Below are 20439 nucleotides of genomic sequence, written 5' to 3'. Positions count from 1 at the left end.
GTTAAAACAAATATTTTTTCATCGGGAAGGCCGGATTTGCCGACCTTCCCGTTACAGGCTCTTTATCGGCAAGATAACCGAGGCTTTCATAAAATTGTCTAGCTGTAACAGTACTGGTGAGCCGGCTGACAAGCTGCCCCTGTTCTTTCAGCCAATTCTCCATTGCCGCCATCAGGGCCTTGCTGACACCGCGATACTGATAATCCGGCGAAACATAATTGAGCAGAATACCATCTATTGCCGAAACCGCGCCAACACCCGCAACCTGCCCGTCAATCATTGCAACAAAATAGATCTGGCCATCACGTGCAATCCACTCCCCCCCCCCAGATTATCCGGCGTTTTGTTTGCAATCCACCGGCTTAAAATCTGCGGATCATTCTTATGGTCTGCAGCACAAAGCTCAGTGATTGAGCGTTGCAGGATCACACAGATTTCGGCCGCATCATCTGCTCTTGCCACACGTATCTGCATTTATTTCACTCGCAAAGTACTGCGCACGGATTTGCGCCAGCCATTCATTTTACGCTTGCGCAAAGCGGAATCCATCAACGGCTCAAAACGCTGTTGCTGTTCCCAGCCTTGAGAAAAAGCCTGCATATTGCCCCAGAGGCCCGCCTTCATGCCGGCAAGCCATGCTGCCCCGAGAGCCGTGGTCTCAAGAATAACCGGACGATCCACCGGAGCATTGAGAATATCGGCAAGATTTTGCATCGTCCAGTCAGAAGCCACCATGCCGCCGTCAACCCGCAGCACCACATCATTCTCATCCGTCTTCCAGTCTTTATGCATGGCTTCCAGCAAATCATGCGCCTGAAAAGCCACGGATTCCAATGCAGCTTTTGCAATTTCCGCAGGGCCGGAATTGCGTGTCAGGCCATAGATTGCCCCGCGTGCCTCCGCATCCCAATATGGTGCACCAAGCCCTACAAAGGCAGGCACCAGATAAACATCCTGCGCCTCATCAGCCTGCAATGCCAGTTCACCGGATTCAGCGGCATTTTTGATAATCTTCAAACCATCCCGCAGCCATTGCACTGCAGCGCCGGCAACAAAAATCGAGCCTTCCAGCGCATAGGTCACCTCGCCGTTAAGGCGATAGGCAATGGTTGTCAGCAAGCGGTTGCGCGACAAAACCTTATCCTTGCCGGTATTAAGCAAAGCAAAACAGCCAGTGCCAAAAGTTGCCTTCAACATGCCTTTTTCAAAACAAGCCTGCCCGATCATGGCTGCATGCTGATCACCCGCCACACCGAGAATCGGAATTTGCGCACCCAATATTGCAGCATCGCTGACCCCGAAATCATCCGCACAATCCTTGACTTCAGGCAGCATTGCACGGGGAATACCAAACAGATTAAGCAGTTCATCATCCCAGTCATTCTGCTCAATATTAAACAACAGGGTGCGTGAGGCATTGGTAGCATCGGTTGCGTGCACCTTGCCGCCCGTCAGACGCCAGATCAAAAAACTGTCAATTGTGCCAAATAGCAGATCGCCTTTTGCGGCCTTTTTACGTGCACCGGATACCTTGTTTAAGATCCATGCCAGTTTGGTGCCTGAAAAATACGGATCAAGCAGCAGGCCTGTTTTACGGCGAATGCGTGGTTCCAGTCCTTGTTTTTTAAGCTTGAGGCATTCTTTTTGTGTGCGGCGATCCTGCCAGACAATGGCATTATAAACCGGTTTTCCCGTGATCTTATCCCAGACCACCACAGTTTCACGCTGATTGGTAATTCCTATCGCCGCCACATCTGCCATTGCAGCTTCAGCCTGCACAACTGCCTGCTTGCAGGTGGCAATCACACTTTGCCAGATCTCTTCCGGATCATGCTCAACCCAGCCTGATTTAGGGTAATATTGGGTAAACTCCTGTTGCCCCAGGCCGACAATTTTATGTTTTTCATCGAAACAGATGGCTCTGCTGGAGGTTGTACCCTGATCAATTGCCAAAATCAGCTTCGACATCAATTTCTCCGATTCTCAAAATTATATTTTTTAATTATATGCTTAAACAGTTTGAGTTAAGTCCGACTTGTTGGAGCTGTTTTATCTTTTTGTTCTGCACATATCAAAAAACAAGGCCTGTTTGCACAATTGCAGGCAATCCGCAATGATTTGGCGCTGAGCTTAAACCCACCTTGCAAATTTTAAAATCTATAGTGATAGTGTCAGCTTAAATTTCGTGAAAAAGGTTCAATAAAATGACTGACGCGCCTAAAAAAACTATCGTTCTAACCGGTGCCAGCCGGGGGATCGGCCATGCAACGGTCAAGCGGTTTTCGCAAGCTGGCTGGCGTGTCATCACCTGTTCACGGCAGGATTTTTCAGAAAATTGCCCATGGCCTGCAGGCCCTGAAGATCATATCCGTGTTGATCTTGCAGATCCGGAAGATATCGGCCGCGCCATTGCTGAAATCCGCCGCCGTCTGGAAGATAATGGCAGCCGGCTCAATGCGCTGGTCAATAATGCCGGCATTTCCCCCAAAGGTGCAGGCGGGCGCCGCCTCAATTCCATTGAAACCCAGATGACCATATGGCGCGATGTGTTTCAGGTAAATTTCTTTGCTCCAATCATGCTGGCGCGCGGCCTGTTCAAGGAACTGGAAGCGGCACAGGGCTCCGTCGTTAATGTCACCTCAATTGCCGGCAGCCGCGTGCATCCCTTTGCCGGCACGGCCTATGCCACATCCAAGGCGGCACTTGCAGGGCTGACCCGTGAAATGGCCTCGGATTTTGGCCCCTATGGCATCCGCGTCAATGCGATTGCACCGGGGGAGATTGAAACCTCAATCCTGTCGCCCGGCACTGAAAAGCTGGTGGAGCAACTGCCGCTGCGCCGTCTTGGCCAAACATCTGAAGTGGCGGAAACCATCTATTTTCTCTGCACTGAGGCCTCTTCCTATGTAACAGGCTCAGAAATTCACATTAATGGCGGCCAACATGTCTGAAACCCGGATAAAGGACAGATCATGATCCTCGCTTGCGGAGAAGCCCTGATTGACATGCTGCCGCGTGAAACACAGGCCGGTGAAACCGGTTTTGTGCCCCATGCGGGCGGTTCGGTTTTCAACACAGCAATTGCCCTTGGCAGGCTGGGCGCAAAGGCCGGATTTTTCTCGGGTCTTTCCTCAGATTTTTTCGGACGGATTTTGCGTGATACGCTGGAAAAATCCCGTGTTGATACAAGCTTGTGTGCCATTACCAGCCAGCCGACAACACTTGCCTTTGTGCGGCTTGAAAATGGTCAGGCCAGCTATAGTTTTTATGATGAAAACACCGCCGGCCGCCTGCTTGATGAGACGCAGCTTCCCATATTAGGCGATCATGTCAACGCGCTGTTATTTGGCGGTATCAGTCTTATTTCCGAACCCTGCGGCAGCACCTATGAAATATTGATGCGCCGTGAAGCGCCCCGTCGCGTTATAATGCTTGATCCGAATATCCGGCCGAATTTTATCCCCGACAAAGGGAAACATCTGGCGCGGATGAAACGGATGATCGCGCTTGCCGATATTGTCAAAATATCGGATGAGGATCTGCTCTGGTTTGATGAAGAAACAAACCATGATGCATTTGCTGCAAGCTGGCTGGCAACACCAGGCCAAACCGGCCCGAAAATCCTGATCATTACCAAAGGCGCACAAGGGGCTGATGCCTATGCGGCCTGTGGAAAAATCAGCATAGCGGGTGAAAAGGTAACCATTGCCGACACGGTAGGTGCCGGAGATACGGTAAATGCCGGTGTGATGGCAAGCCTTGACCGGCAGGGGCTGTTAAACAAACAGGCGCTTGCGGCAATATCGCCGGAGCAACTTGCCAAAGCCGTTGCATTTGGCGTTAAAGCCGCAGCCATTACCGTATCGCGTGCCGGTGCCAACCCGCCATGGGATTATGAAATGCAGGAAACCAGCGGCACTTCATTATAGTGCCGCTTATCTGTATCCTAAACCCGCACTTCCTGTATAATGCGGTCTTCGCCGCCGAAAAATTCAATATAGCGCCTGACGGCTTTTTTATCACCCGTGGCCTTTGACGGATTATCCGATAATTTCACCGCAGGACGGCCATTGGCATCAATCACCTTGCAAACCAGCGAAATCGCATCAAGGCCGGATATATGTTTGGGCGCACAGCCGGTAAAATCATTGGTGAGATTGGTGCCCCAGCCAAAGCTCATCCGCACGCGGCCCTCAAAATGGCGATAGGTCTCTTCAATCGTATCCACATCCAGCGCATCCGAGAAAATCAGCAATTTTTCCTGCGGATCCTTGCCCTTGGATTTCCACCACGCAATAATACGCTCCCCGCCTTCAATTGGCGGGGAACTATCCGGACGAAACCCCGTCCAGTCAGCAACCCAGTCCGGCGCGTTGCGCAAAAATGCCGTAGTGCCGAAAGCATCCGGCAAAACGATTAAAAGATTGCCGCCATAATAACGGTTCCAATCCTGCAATACACGATAGGGAGCCGAGCGCAACTCCTCGTCCGTATCAGCCAGCGCCGCCAGAACCATCGGCAATTCATGGGCATTGGTGCCAAGGGCTTCCAGATCCGTATCCATTGCCAGCAGCACATTGCTGGTGCCGGTAAAAGCATCACCGATACCTTCTTTCAACGCCTCCACACACCAGCGCTGCCAAAGAAAAGAATGGCGGCGGCGGGTGCCGAAATCAGAAATCTTCAAATCCGGCAATTGCCGCAAACGATCAACTTTGCCCCACATTTTAGCCTTGGCGCGGGCATAGAGCACATCCAGCGCAAAAGGTCCGAGCGATTTCATTGCCGCACGCGAGCGCAATTCATTGATGATTGCCAATGCCGGAATTTCCCACATTGTGGTATGTGTCCAGGGCCCGTGAAAATGCAGTTCATATTGACCGTCACGCCGTTTCAATTCATAATCCGGCAATTGAAATGTGCTTAGCCATTGCAAAAATTCCGGCGTAAAAATCTGCTTGCGGCCATAAAATGTATTACCGGCCAGCCAGATCATCTCCTTTTTAGTCATACGCAAGGAGCGGGCATGATCAAGCTGGGCGCGCAATTCCCCCTCATCAATCTCATCGGCCAGACGCACGGTCTTTGAGCGGTTAATCAGCGAAAAGGTGGCATGAACCTGCGGATAAAGCCCCCAGATCATCTGCAGCATCAAAAGTTTGTAAAAATCCGTATCCAGCAGGCTGCGGATAATCGGATCCAGCTTCCAGGTGTGATTATAAACGCGCCGCGCAATATCTGTTCTGGTCATGCCAGATATCCTTATCTGATCCGATGAGTGTTCCGTAACACTGATTAAACTCACCTTGAGCATTATTGATTTGCTGACCATAAGCAGAATTCGGCAAAAATAAAGGGCGGATGATTGCACCCCGCCCTTTATTTCAGGTTCTTTTATTCTGCTTATTTCAATTCAAGCAGAATTTCATGATGTCCCTGATGTTCAAGGGCAATGCCTTCATCCGGTTTTCTCACCGTCTTGCCATTCAGGCTTAAATGATCACGGCCGGTTTTATTGCGCACAATAATCTTGTACAGCGCCCCGCCGTGGCGGTAATCCAGCTCAAAACCATCCCAGTCTGATGGCAGAACCGGATTGAGGAACAATGCATTGCCGCGCTTGCTCAAGCCCAAAATAGCCTCTGTTGCCACACGGTAGAACCAGCCTGCGGAACCGGTATACCATGTCCAGCCACCCTGACCGCAACGCGGCGCGACAGAATAAATATCGGCAGCAATCACATAAGGCTCCACACGATAGGTCTCAGGATCTGCCCCATGATGCACAGGATTGATCAATGAGAACAGCTTATAGGCCTCATCACCGCGGCCAAGCCTGGCCTGCGCCATAATTGCCCATGTAGCGCCATGGGTATATTGCCCGCCATTTTCCCGCACACCACGCGGATAGCCTTTGATATAGCCCGGCTCATGATCGGTCTTGTCAAATGGCGGGGTAAACAGACGCAACAGGCCGCTTTTCTCATCCAGCAAATGTTTTTGCAGTGAATCCATGGCTTTAGCTGCACGCTGCTGATCAGCCGCACCCGACAACACAGCCCAGCTCTGGGCAATCGCATCAATCCGGCACTCATCACTCAAATGCGAGCCAAGCGGTGCGCCATCGTCAAAATAACCGCGGCGATACCATTCGCCGTCCCAGCCATGTTCTTCCAGTGCGCTGTTCAGGGCATCCAGATATTTCTGCATGGCCTGTGCACGTTTATTATCACCACGCGCCATAGCGAGAGGAATGAATTGCTGCAGCGTATAGCTCAGGAACCAGCCAAGCCAGACACTCTCCCCCTTGCCCTCAATGCCGACAAGATTCATACCATCATTCCAGTCGCCGCCAAGGATAAGCGGCAAACCGTGCGCGCCGGTGCGCTGCATGGCAAGCTCCAGCCCTTTTACGCAATGCTCATAGACTGTTGCTGTCTTATCAGAGGTTTCCGGCTGGTAAAATGCATCATGTTCCCCCTCTTCCAGGGCGCGGCCTTGCAGATAGGCAATCTCCTCGTCAAGCACCGCCAGATCGCCTGTTACCTGTGTATAGAGTGTTGCCGCATAAGCGAGCCACACCACGTCATCAGAGATCAGCGTGCGCACGCCTGCCCCTGTCACCGGCAGCCACCAATGCTGCACATCGCCTTCCTCAAACTGGCGGCCGGCAACATTGAGCAATTGCTTGCGCGCCAAAAGCGGATCCAGCATCAGCAATGACAATGTATCCTGCAGCTGATCGCGGAAACCATAGGCGCCACTGGCCTGATAAAAAGCCGCACGCGCCAGAATACGCGAAGCCATGCTCTGATAGGGCAGCCAGCGATTGACCATAAGATCAAAAGAACGATCCGGTGTTTTTACCTGCACCGGTGCGGTAAAATCCTGCCATTGCTGTCTGATTTGTTGCAGAGCCGTATCCACATCAAGATTCCGACAATAGGTGATCAATGCCTGCGCCGTCTGCGCATCCGGCGCATGACCAAGAATAAAGACAATATCCCTGCTCTCTCCGGCCTTTAAATCCAGATCATAGCTCAGCGCCGCACAGGGATCGCGCCCTGCCTCAACCGTGCCGGACAGGGCTTTGCCCTGCATCACGCAATCCGGCTCGGTAACAGAGCCAGTCTCACCAATAAATTCCTGACGGTCAGCGGTCACGGAATCAGGCAGGATATCGGCTGCCATAAAGGCAAGCGCCCCGGTCTTGTCCGTGTGATAAGGGTTGCGGGCAAGCAATGCGCCCGTTGCCGCATCATAATGCGGCACAATATAGGCGGCATTTTTGGTGCGTACACTGCCCAGCACCCATTCCGCATAATTATAAAGCCGCAGACGGCGGGCAGACCGGCCATGATTGACAAGACGCAACCGGCTGATACGCACGGGTTTTTCCCGATCCACCAGCATTGTCAGTTCACAATCTATCTCTCCCTGCGCCACATCCCCATGGCGGGAAGAGAAGATACTGAAGCCCTGACCAAACCGCGCCTCATAGGTTACCGTTTCATCGCGCAGCACATTGGCCGACGGCGCAAACACCTTGCCGCTGTCGCGATCTGCAATATAAAGCGCCTCGCCCGGAAGATTGGAAACCGGATCATTCGACCACGGAGTCAGCTGATAATCACGGCTGTTGCCGCTCCATGTGAAGGCAGAGCCTTCTGCGCTGACATGGAAGCCAAAATCCGCATTGGCAATCACATTGATCCACGGATGCGGCGTAGTGCGCGCACCGTTAAGCCGGATAACATAATCACCCGATGCATCAAAACCGCCATAGCCATTCCAGAATTCCAGCCCTTCACCCGACGGCGCGGCAATATCTGCAATGGCGCGCGGCGCCACACCCGGCAAATGTGCCGCGGCCTTTGCATGATCACCGCCCTGATGCGCGGTATCAGCCCCTTCAGAACGGCTGTCACGCCGGCCTGAGCGCGGTTCTATGCCCTCCTGCCTGCTATCCTTGCGGCCGGCCAGATCAACAGACAAATCCTGAATACGCTTGAGCTGTTCAGCCAGCGAACCATTCTGCGCATGTATCACAATATGGGCAGCAGCAAGCAGCGTGTTATAGGTTTCATCGCTCATCTGATCGCGGCGTACCGTGAAAATATGCTGTTTGCGATTTTGATGCTGAGAGCGTATGCGGAAGGCCTCACTCAGCCATTCCACAGCGCGCTGGGTATCCTGCGCATAGGAAAATGCCCGCTCATTAACCACAACCACATCAACAATCAGGCCTTTTTCATACCAGTATTCCTGCGCCTTCAGCACACCGCGCAACACTTCCAGATCGGCCTCATTATCAATCCGCAGCACAAAAATCGGATTATCGCCGGAAACCGACAAGGGCCAGAGATCAGACTGCGCGCCAAGGCCGGCGGCTATCGCCTCCGGCGGCTGACGCAAGGCTTTTTCAGGATAGAGCAGATAGGCTGCAGTTTTCTGGAAATCCGTAGCTTCTGCCGGTTTGATACCCACATGATGCAGACGCACCTGCGAGCGCGTCCATGACAGCGTATATTCCCGCGAAAAAGCTTCCGGATAGCGCAGCAATGCCGCCTTTTCCTCCAGATAGGAGCGCGAACCGCCAGCAAGTGTCCAGAACACCAGCGACACTTTTTTATGGGCAGGAACACGCACCCGTGTGCGCAATGCCGCGATCGGATCAAGCACTGTTCCCTGATGGCCGGCAAATCCGGCATCCTTGTCAAAGGCTGCCGGATTGCGCAATGTGCGGCCACGGCCAATAAACACACGCCGGTCTGTTTCAGCCTCTGCCTCACGGAAACTGCCCGACAGATCGGTTACAAAATGCGCCACATGCACTTCCGTATCCGATGGCGCACGTTTGCGCCGCTTGGCATAAATCGTAGTGCCATCCGGCGCAATTTCCGTCTCAACAAACATTTTTGCAAAAGCCGGATGCGCATCATCCATATCCGGATTATTCAGCACCAGTTCCGCATAGGATGTCACCTCAATCACCCGGTCACGCGAACTGGTGTTGATAATATCAATCCGGCGGCCTTCACCATCGGCATCACTGGCTACAATGGTTTCAACCACGGTTTTAATATCACCGGAGGTCTTGTAAAACTCAGCCTTATCCTCGGTGAAAACCGTCTTGGTTTCGGTTTCAAGGTGGCGCGCCGGATCACCCGTGGCAGACCACCAGCGCCCGCTCTCCACATCACGCAGAAACAGGAAACTCCCCTGCAGCCCTTCCGATGCATCGGGGCTAAAGCGGGTAATCGCCAGATCATGCCAGCGGCTGTAGCCACAGCCGGTTGCCGTCACCATCAGCGAATATTGCCCGTTTGACATAAGATGCACGCTGCGCGGCGCTTTCAGCGGTTCTTCAATAATGCGCATCGGCGCCTCATCAAAAGCACCGCTATCAACACGCATCGGATTTTCCGTTTTGGCATAAACCATCGGAATTTCCCGCGGGGCCTTTTCCTGCAACAGCAATTCTGCCGCCTCAATCACCGGATCGGCATGAAAACGGCTGCGCATACGGCCATCAAAAATCACATTATTTACCGCAATAATCGACATGCCGTGATGGTGGGCATAATAGTTTTTCACCACGGCGCATTTCTCGCCCTCGCGCACACGTGAAGGGGTAAAATCAACCGCATCATGAAAACCGTAACGCCCCAGAGCGCCAAGTTTCTGCAAAGCCTTGAGATTGGCCACCGCCTCGGCAGGGCGGTATTGTGATGCAAGCAGGCTTGCATAAGGGGCAATCACCGCATTGCGTGAAAGGCCACGCTGCAGCCCCAGTTTGGGCACGCCAAAATTGGAATATTGATAATTCATCTGCGGATCGCGGGCATTATAGGCCGCTTCCGAGATTCCCCAGGGCAAATTGCGCGAGGTGGCATATTCAATCTGGCGCTGCACAACCAGTTTGTTGGTCTGGTCAAGAAGCGAGCCAAGCGGCTCATTCATCACCAGAGGCGGCATAAGATATTCAAACATCGAGCCTGACCAGGACAGCAAGGCGCCTTTCCAGCCCACAGGCACCAGCAAACGGCCAAGCTTGAACCAGTGCTCTACCGGCACATCGCCCTTGGCGATGGCAAACAGGCTGGCAAGACGGGCTTCCGAAGCCAGAAGGTCATAGCAACTCTCATCCAGCTCATTTTCCTGCACACGAAAACCGATGGATAACAGACGGCGTTCCTTACGTTCCAGAAAGCCGAATTCCATATCAAAAGCCAGTTGACGGGCGCGGCGGGCAAGATCCTGCAACTGCATGCGCAAATCTTCAGCATTATGCTCGCCAATAGCATCATCCGTATGCGCCTTGCAGGTGGCAACCAGAATGCGCGCCCATTCCAGCGCCTCCTGCGATTGCAGGGTTTCCAGTTCGTCATCCAGTTCCTGTGCCAGTTTTTCAATATCCTTGGCAAACAGCGAAATATTGATCGTGCGGAAAGAGGCTGTTTCCGGCTCTTCACGGAAAGACCGCACCGCGCGGCGGAAATTGGCGATCCTCTCTTCAAGACGGCGGCGCAACGGGCGCAAAATGCGGCGATCATCCGGAATAGCAGCAATCGCCTCTTCCAGAATGTCGTTCACATCAAGAATGCCCTCAAAATCGCCCTGCAGATAAACAGAAGGAGCCTGTGCCCATTCCTCCAATGCCGAGGATAAGGTAACCAGATGGCCTGCCAGATTGCCGCTGTCTACGGCTGAGACATAAAGCGGCTGCAAAGGTTTTAACGTATCAGTTTCATACCAGTTATAAAGATGGCCGCGGAATTTCTCCATTTTTTCCAGCGTATCCAGTGTCTGCCCGATACGTGTCAGCGTATTCTGGAAACATATCCAGCCAAAATCACGCGCGGAAATGAGCGATAACAAATAAACGCCGATATTGGTCGGCGAGGTGCGCATGGCAACAAGCCCGACCGGATCTTCCTGATAATTATCCGGCGGCAGATAATTATTTTCCTCATTGGTAAAGGTTTCAAAATAACGCCATGTGCGGCGTGCATAGCGGCGCAGATCCCCTTTATCGCTTGTGCGCACTTCCAGCATATCCTGCGGTTTGGCCGAGCGGCTCACGGCCCAGGCAATCCAGGGGGAGGCCACCCATAAAAAGGCAAAGGGCGCGGCAATCAGCACTGCCTTGCTGCCAAAAAGCGCCGGAACAATAAAAGCCAGCACACCGATCAGCAATGAAGGCCACATCAGCCGCACATAAAAATCAAGCGTATCATGCGATGATTTCATTTGTGCTGCCGCGCGCCATGCCAGAAGATAACGACGCGATACAAACAGCCGGTAAAGCGTGCGGATAATCGCATCCCCCATCAAGGTTGCGCTATGGGCAATAAAACCAAGGCGCAACGCCATATCCGCAACAGCCAGTGTTACATCTGTCAGGACAGATTGCACATGGCCTTTCAACGAATAATCCATATTCACAGGGATAAGATTGGTGACAATGCCAAACAGCATCGGCACAAACATCGACAAGATCAAAAACAGCTGCCAGATTGCCGCCACGCCAAGCGGCAGCAGGCACCAGCCGGCAAAAGAGGCGATCACCCACATTATCGGATTGAGCGAGCGGCGCAGATTATCAGCCATTTTCCAGCGCGTTACATTGCTCACGCCCTTGCCTGCCGAGAAGAGGAAGGGCAGCAATTGCCAATCCCCGCGTGCCCAGCGGTGATGGCGGGAAACATCCACATTATATCCGGTCGGATAATCTTCCACGACCTCAACATCACTGGCCAGCGCACAGCGCGCATAGCCGCCTTCAAGAAGGTCATGGCTGAGAACGGTATTTTCCTCAATCCTGCCCTGCATCACCCGTTCAAAGGCATCAATATCATAAAGCCCCTTGCCCGTGAATGTGCCCTCACCCAGCAAATCCTGATAAACATCAGAAACCGCAAAAACATAAGGATCAATACCGCGATTGGCTGAGAAAACACGCTGCAGGAAAGAGGCATCATCACCTGTTGTCAGGGATGGGGTGACACGCGGCTGCAAAATGCCGTAACCGCTGACAATGCGGCCGGTTTTATCATCAAAAACCGGGTGATTGAGCGGGTGGGACATTTTACCCACCAGATTGGCAACGGATTGCGGCGTCAGGCGGGTGTCGGAATCCAGTGTCATCACATAGCGCACATCGCGCGGCAGCGGCACATCCGGCGCGAAAAAGCTTGTATCATGATCCCCGCGCAACAGCAGGTTCAGCTCATGCAGCTTGCCGCGCTTGCGCTCCCAGCCCATCCAGCAACCCTGTGACGGATTGTAAAGACGGCGGCGGTGCAGGAAATAAAACCGTGCCGGCCCGCCTTGTGCATAATGCGCATTGAGCTTTGCCACCTGCTCGCGGGCATAATCCAGCACTTCCATATCGGCCGGCGTGACCTCAACCGCACTGTCTGTCCAGTCGCTGACAATGGCAAAATAAACCTCGCCACGCGGATTGGTCAGATAATGCACCTCCAGATTACGGATATGCTCATCCACACTATCACGTGAATTGATCAGTGTCGGCACAGCAACCAGTGTGCGCGCATCTTCCGGCAGCCCGTCGCGATATTCATAGCCGACAAGGCGCACAGGCTGCACAAACCACGGCACCAGCGCATTGAACAGACCCAACGCTGCCTCATAAGCCGGAAACAGCGCCAAGATTGTGAACAATAATTGCTCACCCTCCTCAAAGCCGATATGCCCCATACCGATATAGATCAGCGCCAGCAGGCCGATTGTCATTGCCCAAACCGGCACCGCAATGCCCCACAGGCCAAGCTTGCGATAAAACCGCAACAGCCTGAGCGACAAAGGCGGTTTGTAACCGCAAACCTGTTCCAGCTCGGTGCGGGCATTGCCGCTTAAATAATAGGCAATTGCGCCGCTTTGTTCACGTTCGGTCACCTTGCCCTCACGGACAGATTTTTCCCGCGCCAGTCTCAGCGCCGTATTGGTGACCTCAATTTCAGTCAGGCCGGAATTGCGGGCTATTTTCTCAATTGTCACACGATAGCTATTGCGTGACGCAAAATCGAGCGATTCAAAATCGCTGTTTTCACGCAATATGGCATCCATGATGCTCACTGTCTCAACCCAGGCTGTCCAGTCCACATCATCAATGGCTTTAAGCGCGCGGATAACATTGCCCATGGTCATGCCGCCGGTAGACTGACGGGCATGTTCCTCGACAATCACCTCTTCTGCATCATGGCCGTCTGCTTCCAGCTGTTCTTCCAGCCAATCCAGCGCCATGCTGCTGCCGCTGGAGGCACTGCGCAGGCGATAAAGCAAATGAGTGGCAAAAGTGCCGTCGCGTGCCGGCTCACTATATTCGGCAAGAATAGCCTCAACATCCTGCGGCGTGGCGGCAATGGCAATCTTATCGGCCACGCGATTGGCAAAATTGCGCATGGCACGGGCGCGCTCAACACGCTGTGCCAAACGGCGGGCATTTTCCACCAGCATAAAACGGATGACCGAAGGAAGCGCCCATAATTCACCAATACGCAGCGGCTCCACACTCTGAAAGCCATCTACCATTGCCTTCAGTCTTTTCAATGAAAAACTGCTGTCACTATGGGCGACATAAAGCCAGGCAAAAGCAAAAATACGCGGCAAGCCCTGTGGCGCCCCCAAACGCGGAGGAACCGGCTCCTGCATCATTTGTGCGGGGCTGATATTGGCGGCAAGCGGCAATTGACGCAAAAATTTGTCCGGCAAATCGCGGCGCACCTGCTGCATGCTCTTATCAACAACATAATAATTATCGAGCAGCCACTGGGCAGCTGGCGTTATTGTCTCGCCATTGCGCGATGCCGCATCGGAAGCGCGATAGGCATGAAGGATCAGCCCCGCATTTTCCGAAAGCCGTTTGTTAAAATCAAACCGCTCATAATCAGGCAGCCTTACTGCCTCATTGCGTGCCAGTGCCGCAGCCAGAGCCTGCAATTCTTCCGGCGTTTTATAATGCCCCCTGATCGGCAGGGGCAACACCGGCAAAAGACGATCTGTGACAGGGCGGGAAAACAACGACGAAAGTGAGAAAGATAAAGCCGGCATTTGCCCCTTACAGCCCTTTATAAAAAATTCAGGTTCCGGTGCAGATCAACAGTTTTTATGATCCGCCAATACATATTTCAGAAGCGTTTTCGCTTTTTTTAAATCACTGCCTCACAGGTGTCCGACAGTTATGACAAAATTACGTCCGCAAAAAATGCCTTGGTTGATTTTGATAAAATCGCAAAGCAAAATTCATAGCGAATTTTAACTTTACGTTATAAAAATCAACAGGCTGACAGCCCTGTCCCCCGCATATTGCCGGCATAAAGGCCACTTGCCACCCTTGCAATCTGCCCGCATGACATTTCATTTTGTTATAATCTGCTCACAAACAGCAAATTATACGCGCTCCTGTAACCCTATACAGCAAGAACCGGTGAAAAGCCCCTGTCAGGGATACAATGTTGCATAGTGCAAAAGGTTGCCTGATCCTCGTATACGGGCACTAATTTAAACGAAATGAATTATTTTGAAAGCCACCGTCAAAATTCAATAAAATCCATAATATGCAGCCTGATTTTCGCCTGAAAACAGCATCCCCGCAAACAGAATCATTCAATGAAATTTACAAAGCCGTACCGGTGCGCGTAAAAACCTTCCAATATTTCGGCCTGAAAGCCAGCCGGCTGCCATTGGCAGGCTCATATTCTGCAGAAATTTCAATCTCAACGCTTTCACGGCTGCCGCCGATTTCAAGTTCTACCCGCCGTTTGGCTCCGACACGGCGTGTGGTCATCACAATACCGGCAATGCACCCGCCGCAACCATCAACCAGTTCCACATCATGGGGACGGAAATAAAGAACTGCCTCGCCCTCTGTCTGCGGTGATGCAGCATCCAGCCGCAAGCCTAATGTGCGATCGGCGAACCATATATCCCCCTGTTCAACACGCACATCAAGACGGCTGGACTCTCCGATAAAACGATAGACGAAGGCCGAGTTTGGATGATCATAAATCTCATCCGGCGTACCAACCTGCTCAATGCGCCCCTGACTCATAACCACCACACGATCGGCCAGCTCCAGCGCCTCATCCTGATCATGGGTCACAAAAACAGTTGTGTGGCCGGTGCTGTCGTGAATTTCCCGCAGCCATTTGCGCAGTTCCTTGCGCACTTGTGCATCCAGCGCACCGAAAGGCTCATCAAGCAGCAAAACATTCGGCTCAATTGCCAGGGCACGCGCCAATGCCACACGCTGGCGCTGCCCGCCGGATAATTGTGCGGGATAGCGGTTTTCCAGCCCCTGCAATTGCACCAGTTTGAGCAGGTCAACAGCGCGTTGATGAATTTCCGTCCGGGAGGGTCTTGTGGCACGCGGACGCACTTTAAGGCCAAAACCAATATTCTGCGCCAATGTCATATGCCGGAACAAGGCATAATGCTGAAACACAAAGCCAACATTGCGCTCCTGAACGGTTTTTTCTGAAGCATCCTCCGCACCGAAATACACCGTGCCTTCCGTTGGGCGCTCCAGCCCGGCAATCAGCCGCAACAAGGTGGTTTTTCCTGAACCCGAAGGCCCGAGCAAAGCAATCAGTTCCCCCGAAATTATATCGAGCGAAACGTTGTGCAGCGCCGGAAAATGCTCGAACTCCTTGCGCACATCAACAACGCGAACTTCCATTTTTTATCCTTTCAGGCATGCTCACGCCAAAATGACTGTATGAACAGAGAATTATGAGCCCGCCCGGCATCAAAAAAATTATCCGGACGTGCATATGATTTCAGTTTCTTTATCCTCACGGCTCAACTTTTTTCGCTAGCAAAACGCATTTCAAGACATGTTTTAAAAACCAGCGTTATCAACGCCAGACCAGCCAGCAGTGAAGCCACGGCAAAGGCTGCAACAATATTTTCGCTATACATCATCTCCACATGCAGCGGCATGGTTGTGGTCAGCCCTCTTATGCGCCCTGACACCACCGCCACGGCGCCAAATTCTCCCATGGCGCGCGCATTGCAAAGCAAAATACCATATAAAAGCCCCCAGCGGATATTGGGCAGGGTTACATAAAAAAATGTCTTCCAGCCACTGGCACCAAGAGACAGCGCCGCCTCTTCATCACCGCTGCCCTGATCCTGCATCAACGGGATCAGCTCCCGTGCAACAAAGGGAAATGTTACAAAAACCGTTGCCAGTACAATTCCCGGCAAAGCAAACAATACCTGAATATTATGCGATAATAACCATGCCCCGAGCGGGCTGCCGCCGCCAAACAGCAGCACAAAAACCAGTCCGGAAATAACCGGAGATACAGAAAACGGCAGATCTATCAGTGTGATCAGAAATGTTTTGCCGCGAAAATCAAATTTGGCGATTGCCCATGCGGCCGCAATACCAAATAATGTGTTAAGCGGCACAGCAATTGCTGCAACAAGCAAAGTCAGGCGGATGGCAGACAGCGCATCAGGATCTGTCAATGCCGCCCAGTAATCGGCAAGCCCTTTGCTGAAGCCTTGCGTAAAAATCACCACCAGCGGCAGGCCTACAAATAACAGCATAAACACCACGCTGACGGTGATCAGTAAAACACGCGTCAGCGGGCTCTCAGTGATTGCTGAGCGGTTATGTGTCAAAGGCGTCAGTCTGCGCGTTGCAAGTTTACCGACACTAGCTGCCATAGCCATATCTCCTGCGTGACCATGTCTGCACCAGATTAATCAGCAGCAACATGAAAAAAGAAAGCAGCAGCATCACCGTGGCCAATACGGTTGCACCTGCATAATCAAATCCTTCCAGCCGGATAAAAATAAGAAGCGGCGCAATCTCCGTGGAATAAGGGCGGTTACCGGCAATAAAGATCACCGAGCCATATTCCCCGACCGCACGGGCAAAAGCCATGGCAAAACCGGTTAAGGCTGCCGGCTGCAGACCTGGCAATAAAACGCTGTAAATTGTCTGAAAACGGCTGGCGCCCAAGGTTGCCGCGGCCTCTTCCTGCTCACGGTTGATCTCCGCAATAACCGGCTGCACCGTGCGCACCACAAAGGGAAGCCCGATAAAAACCAGAGCCGTCACAATGCCGGCCTTTGTAAAAGCAATGCGAATATCCAGTGGTGCAAGCCATGCCCCGATCCAGCCTTGCGGCGTGTAAAGTGCCGTCAGCGCAATACCGGCCACAGCGGTTGGCAATGCAAATGGCAAATCAACCATGGCATCCAGCAGGCGCCGCCCCGGAAAATGATAACGCACCAGAACCCATGCCAGCAGCACACCAAAAACCACATTGATCATGGCTGCAATCAGCGCGCTGACAAAGCTTACACGCAATGCACTGATCATTCGCGCATCACTTGCCAGCTGCCAGAACCGCTCAGGCCCGACAGAAGCGGCATAAAGCATCAAAACCATCAACGGGATCAAGACCAGCAAGGACAAATACGTAACGGTAAAACCAAAGGTTAAACCAAAACCGGGTAGGATCCCCGGCTTACGCCAACCGGCAAAGAAAGACAGCCGGCTCTGCCTCTCCTGTGGCGGTTTAGCCGCCGGACCGTCATTCTTTGCAGATGTGTTTTTCATCAATCATCCATGGCTGCGTGGTCAAAACTGGCAGAAAACAGGAATATGAATAATGTTCAGCCCCCATTTATTTAGTCGGCTGATAGATTTGATCAAAGATTCCTCCATCGCCGAAATGCTCCGGCTGCGCTTTTGCCCAGCCACCGAAAATGGGATCATCAATGGTGATGAGTTTCACCTCTTTTGCCCAACTGCGATCAGCCTCCGGTACCAGTTCCGGCTTTGCAGGGCGGTAAAAATGTCTGGCTGCAATTTTCTGCCCCTCTTCAGAGTAGAGATAACCAAGATAAGCTTCCGCCACCTTGCGCGTACCATGCGCATCAACATTTTTATCCACCACGGCAACCGGCGGTTCTGCAAGAATGGATTGCGGCGGCACCACAATATCAAAAGCATCAGCGCCAAATTCGGCAACGGCCAGATAGGCCTCATTCTCCCATGCCAATAATACATCGCCCAAACCTCGCTGCACAAAGCTGGTTGTGGCACCGCGGGCACCGGTATCAAGCACCGGCACATGTGCAAAAAGATCGCTTATATAGGTTTTGATTTTAGCCTGATCGCCGCCATATTGCTGATATGCCCAGCCCCAGGCCGCCAGATAATTCCACCTTGCGCCGCCGGAGGTTTTAGGGTTTGGAGTGATAACCTCCACGCCATCTTTCACCAGATCCCCCCAATCGTGGATATTCTTAGGATTGCCCTTGCGGGTCAAAAACACAATTGTGGATGTATAGGGCGCTGAATTATTAGGAAATTTCTGGCGCCATTCAGCATTAATCCTGCCACTTTTTTTAACAATGGCATCAATGTCGCTTTGCAGCGCCAGTGTCACAACATCTGCGGGAATACCATCAATAACCGAACGCGCCTGTGCACCGGAGCCGCCATGCGAGGCACGCAGAATAGGCGTTTCTCCGGTCTCGGCCTTCCAGTATTTGGCAAAAGCCTGATTATAATCCTTGTAGAGCTCGCGCGTCGGATCATAGGAAACATTCAACAATGTTTGCGCTGCCACAGCCTGATAAGACAGCGAAAAAACTGATGCGCATGTTAAAATAACAACGGTAGATATAGTCTTTCGCAACTGCATTACGGCCTCCGTTTTATGTTTTCAGCACAAGTTAACAGAGCCGGAACGGAGAGGAATGCTACAGAAACCTCATTACGCCGTCCGCACAGAAATATTTTTCCCTATCAGCACATTATAAAATAAAAATCCGGCACTGCCAAAGGCAGGCTTGCAGAAAAATTCAAATCACATCACAGCAATGGTGCCATACGCGAACCACGCAGGCTGCACTTATAGCGCACCTCGTAATAAGGATCGACAACCAGAGTAATATCCCGGGTTTCACAGCGTTTGCCGGTCGATTTAAGATATTCCTCTGCCACATCACGCAACACCACAGGCGGTGTGGCATTGAGCCCTGAACCTGTGGAAAACCCTTTGACAAAATTCTGCGTGACAGTGCCGGCAGTGCCGGGTCCAATCAACAAGCGATTTTGCTGCGGATTATCGACAATGCGATAATTAACCCCGCTGCTGCCAACAAACTCAACAGAAGGCAGCCCCTGATATTTGGCCTGCACATAATTGACACCCGCGCAGCCACCAAGCGCCAGAACCGCCAAAAAACCTGCAGCCCCCAGAAAATTACGCACTTGCGATTTTAAAAAATATCCGGGATTTGTGCGGCTTTGCTTTTCTGTCTGGCAGATAATTTTATCCATATTTAACAATACTTTCATGAATTATCTTATTTATGCCTGATACTATTTATATCAGACAAATCAGGAAAGATATTTTCAGGAATCATCCGGAACGATTTTTACCCTAAATGCTCCTGAGGTTGTCCTGTCAATTTCCTTCCCGATTGATTTCTGTTTTACCGGAATAAACCAAAAGGATAAACTGATGCTGAATATGCGAACATCAACACTTGGCACCCTGGTCTTCTCGGGTCTTTTGCTCTCCGGTATGGCAGGCGCTGCGCTGGCGCAATCTCCGGCTCCGGAAGCAGAAGAAATGGCACCGCTCACCAAAGTAACCTATATTTGCGAGCGCAATGTGGAAGTGCCGGTGGTTTATGTCAACGGCCTGAAAAATGATGAATCAATGGCTGTGATCTCGGTTGAAGGCAAATTGGTGCCCATGCGCATCGCCCCGTCCGGCTCCGGAGCGCGTTATATCGCATTGGATGAGCAGGACAGCTATCGCTGGCACAGCAAGGGTGATGAGGGTATCCTGTCATTTCTTGAGGCTGATGACAGCGCAGAAGAACAGGTTCTGCTGAGCAAATGTGTTGATAAAAGCAAGGCAGAAAATCAGGATTAAAAAACTGGTACCAGCTTGTTTATTATCTGAACAGGCCGGTATCTGTGCGCTGCTATCTGTGCTATGTGCGCAATAAACAATACAGGGATATTTTAAATCAGGAGCCTTAAATTTGTGCCTGAGATAAAAAGCCCTGTGATTCTTGCCTTACAGGAAACTGACAGGGAAAATGTGTGATGAAGCCAGTCTTTCTGCAAATACAGTGCAGCCCGGGCAAAACCTATGAAGTGGCCAAAGTGCTTTATGAACGTGAAATCGCCTCGGAGCTTTATTCCACCAGCGGTGAATATGATCTTCTGGCCAAAATCTATATTCAGGAAGGTGATGATATCGGCAAATTCATCAATGAGAATGTGCTGGATATTCCCCATATTGTCCGCTCGCTGACCACCCTGACCTTCAAGGCTTTCTGATCTGCCTGCTATTTGTTGCGCAAGATCAGCTGCTAAAGGGCAGATATGGTAAAACACACCCGCCTGCCCTGTTTTCCCATTTTAAG

General features: G+C 51.9%; 13 protein-coding genes. 4 read left to right on the top strand and 9 right to left on the bottom strand.

The window, feature by feature from the left end:
• Position 1 precedes the first annotated feature (1 nt).
• Together ACSTTO_RS10605 and glpK are read right to left on the bottom strand one after the other, a co-directional pair.
• On the bottom strand, positions 2-313 hold the full coding sequence (locus tag ACSTTO_RS10605; RefSeq protein ID WP_439273277.1) for a GNAT family N-acetyltransferase: 312 nt from the start codon (positions 311-313) through the stop codon (positions 2-4).
• 161 nt (positions 314-474) lie between these two features.
• Entirely contained in the window at positions 475-1968 is a 1494-nt protein-coding gene (glpK, locus tag ACSTTO_RS10600) for a glycerol kinase GlpK (RefSeq protein ID WP_439273156.1), read from the bottom strand.
• Positions 1969-2204: 236 nt separating this feature from the next.
• On the opposite strand from glpK, the gene ACSTTO_RS10595 reads away from it, so the two are divergent.
• Positions 2205-2951, top strand: a complete 747-nt coding sequence (locus ACSTTO_RS10595) for an SDR family NAD(P)-dependent oxidoreductase (protein ID WP_439273155.1) — start codon at positions 2205-2207, stop codon at positions 2949-2951.
• 21 nt (positions 2952-2972) lie between these two features.
• Positions 2973-3929 carry a carbohydrate kinase family protein gene (locus ACSTTO_RS10590; RefSeq protein ID WP_439273154.1) on the top strand — a complete coding sequence of 319 codons (957 nt, stop codon included), beginning with the start codon at positions 2973-2975 and terminating at the stop codon, positions 3927-3929.
• A 17-nt stretch (positions 3930-3946) separates the two neighbouring features.
• Here the strand turns inward: ACSTTO_RS10590 and pncB are convergent, their stop codons facing one another.
• The 7 genes from pncB to ACSTTO_RS10555 all read right to left on the bottom strand — a co-directional run bounded on the left by pncB (position 3947) and on the right by ACSTTO_RS10555 (position 19354).
• Positions 3947-5251 carry a nicotinate phosphoribosyltransferase gene (gene pncB, locus ACSTTO_RS10585; RefSeq protein ID WP_439273153.1) on the bottom strand — a complete coding sequence of 435 codons (1305 nt, stop codon included), beginning with the start codon at positions 5249-5251 and terminating at the stop codon, positions 3947-3949.
• Positions 5252-5403: 152 nt separating this feature from the next.
• Entirely contained in the window at positions 5404-14076 is an 8673-nt protein-coding gene (locus ACSTTO_RS10580; RefSeq protein WP_439273152.1) for a GH36-type glycosyl hydrolase domain-containing protein, read from the bottom strand.
• Positions 14077-14641: 565 nt separating this feature from the next.
• Entirely contained in the window at positions 14642-15703 is a 1062-nt protein-coding gene (locus ACSTTO_RS10575) for a sulfate/molybdate ABC transporter ATP-binding protein (RefSeq protein ID WP_439273151.1), read from the bottom strand.
• A gap of 122 nt (positions 15704-15825) precedes the next feature.
• Positions 15826-16701: a sulfate ABC transporter permease subunit CysW gene (cysW, locus tag ACSTTO_RS10570; RefSeq protein WP_439273150.1), complete on the bottom strand. Its 876-nt coding sequence runs from the start codon at positions 16699-16701 to the stop codon at positions 15826-15828.
• Positions 16691-17602 (bottom strand): sulfate ABC transporter permease subunit CysT, encoded by a 912-nt coding sequence (gene cysT / locus ACSTTO_RS10565; RefSeq protein ID WP_439273149.1) that lies wholly within the window; start codon positions 17600-17602, stop codon positions 16691-16693. The genes cysW and cysT overlap by 11 nt, the downstream gene beginning before the upstream one ends.
• A gap of 67 nt (positions 17603-17669) precedes the next feature.
• A complete protein-coding gene (locus tag ACSTTO_RS10560) occupies positions 17670-18695 on the bottom strand; it encodes a sulfate ABC transporter substrate-binding protein (RefSeq protein WP_439273148.1) in 1026 nt (341 codons plus the stop codon).
• Positions 18696-18865: 170 nt separating this feature from the next.
• Positions 18866-19354: a hypothetical protein gene (locus ACSTTO_RS10555; protein ID WP_439273147.1), complete on the bottom strand. Its 489-nt coding sequence runs from the start codon at positions 19352-19354 to the stop codon at positions 18866-18868.
• A gap of 166 nt (positions 19355-19520) precedes the next feature.
• Here ACSTTO_RS10555 and ACSTTO_RS10550 point away from each other — a divergent pair, with 166 nt between their 5' ends.
• Entirely contained in the window at positions 19521-19940 is a 420-nt protein-coding gene (locus ACSTTO_RS10550) for an MliC family protein (RefSeq protein ID WP_439273146.1), read from the top strand.
• A gap of 176 nt (positions 19941-20116) precedes the next feature.
• Positions 20117-20353, top strand: a complete 237-nt coding sequence (locus tag ACSTTO_RS10545; RefSeq protein ID WP_439273145.1) for an Lrp/AsnC ligand binding domain-containing protein — start codon at positions 20117-20119, stop codon at positions 20351-20353.
• The last annotated feature ends 86 nt before the right edge of the window (positions 20354-20439 follow it).

Origin of the sequence: Pseudochrobactrum albidum (assembly GCF_051851455.1) — a bacterium.
In the GTDB taxonomy this organism is placed as follows: Bacteria; Pseudomonadota; Alphaproteobacteria; order Rhizobiales; family Rhizobiaceae; genus Pseudochrobactrum.
Note: the sequence above shows the minus strand (reverse complement) of the source record. Positions and strands in the feature narration are given on the sequence as shown.

Bases quoted from the DNA above. Each gene is read 5' to 3' on its own strand.
- glpK (WP_439273156.1), bottom strand. From the start codon at position 1,968: ATGTCGAAGCTGATTTTGGCAATTGATCAGGGTACAACCTCCAGCAGA.
- ACSTTO_RS10595 (WP_439273155.1), top strand. From the start codon at position 2,205: ATGACTGACGCGCCTAAAAAAACTATCGTTCTAACCGGTGCCAGCCGG.
- ACSTTO_RS10590 (WP_439273154.1), top strand. From the start codon at position 2,973: ATGATCCTCGCTTGCGGAGAAGCCCTGATTGACATGCTGCCGCGTGAA.
- pncB (WP_439273153.1), bottom strand. From the start codon at position 5,251: ATGACCAGAACAGATATTGCGCGGCGCGTTTATAATCACACCTGGAAG.
- ACSTTO_RS10580 (WP_439273152.1), bottom strand. From the start codon at position 14,076: ATGCCGGCTTTATCTTTCTCACTTTCGTCGTTGTTTTCCCGCCCTGTC.
- ACSTTO_RS10575 (WP_439273151.1), bottom strand. From the start codon at position 15,703: ATGGAAGTTCGCGTTGTTGATGTGCGCAAGGAGTTCGAGCATTTTCCG.
- cysW (WP_439273150.1), bottom strand. From the start codon at position 16,701: ATGGCAGCTAGTGTCGGTAAACTTGCAACGCGCAGACTGACGCCTTTG.
- cysT (WP_439273149.1), bottom strand. From the start codon at position 17,602: ATGAAAAACACATCTGCAAAGAATGACGGTCCGGCGGCTAAACCGCCA.
- ACSTTO_RS10560 (WP_439273148.1), bottom strand. From the start codon at position 18,695: ATGCAGTTGCGAAAGACTATATCTACCGTTGTTATTTTAACATGCGCA.
- ACSTTO_RS10555 (WP_439273147.1), bottom strand. From the start codon at position 19,354: ATGAAAGTATTGTTAAATATGGATAAAATTATCTGCCAGACAGAAAAG.
- ACSTTO_RS10550 (WP_439273146.1), top strand. From the start codon at position 19,521: ATGCTGAATATGCGAACATCAACACTTGGCACCCTGGTCTTCTCGGGT.
- ACSTTO_RS10545 (WP_439273145.1), top strand. From the start codon at position 20,117: ATGAAGCCAGTCTTTCTGCAAATACAGTGCAGCCCGGGCAAAACCTAT.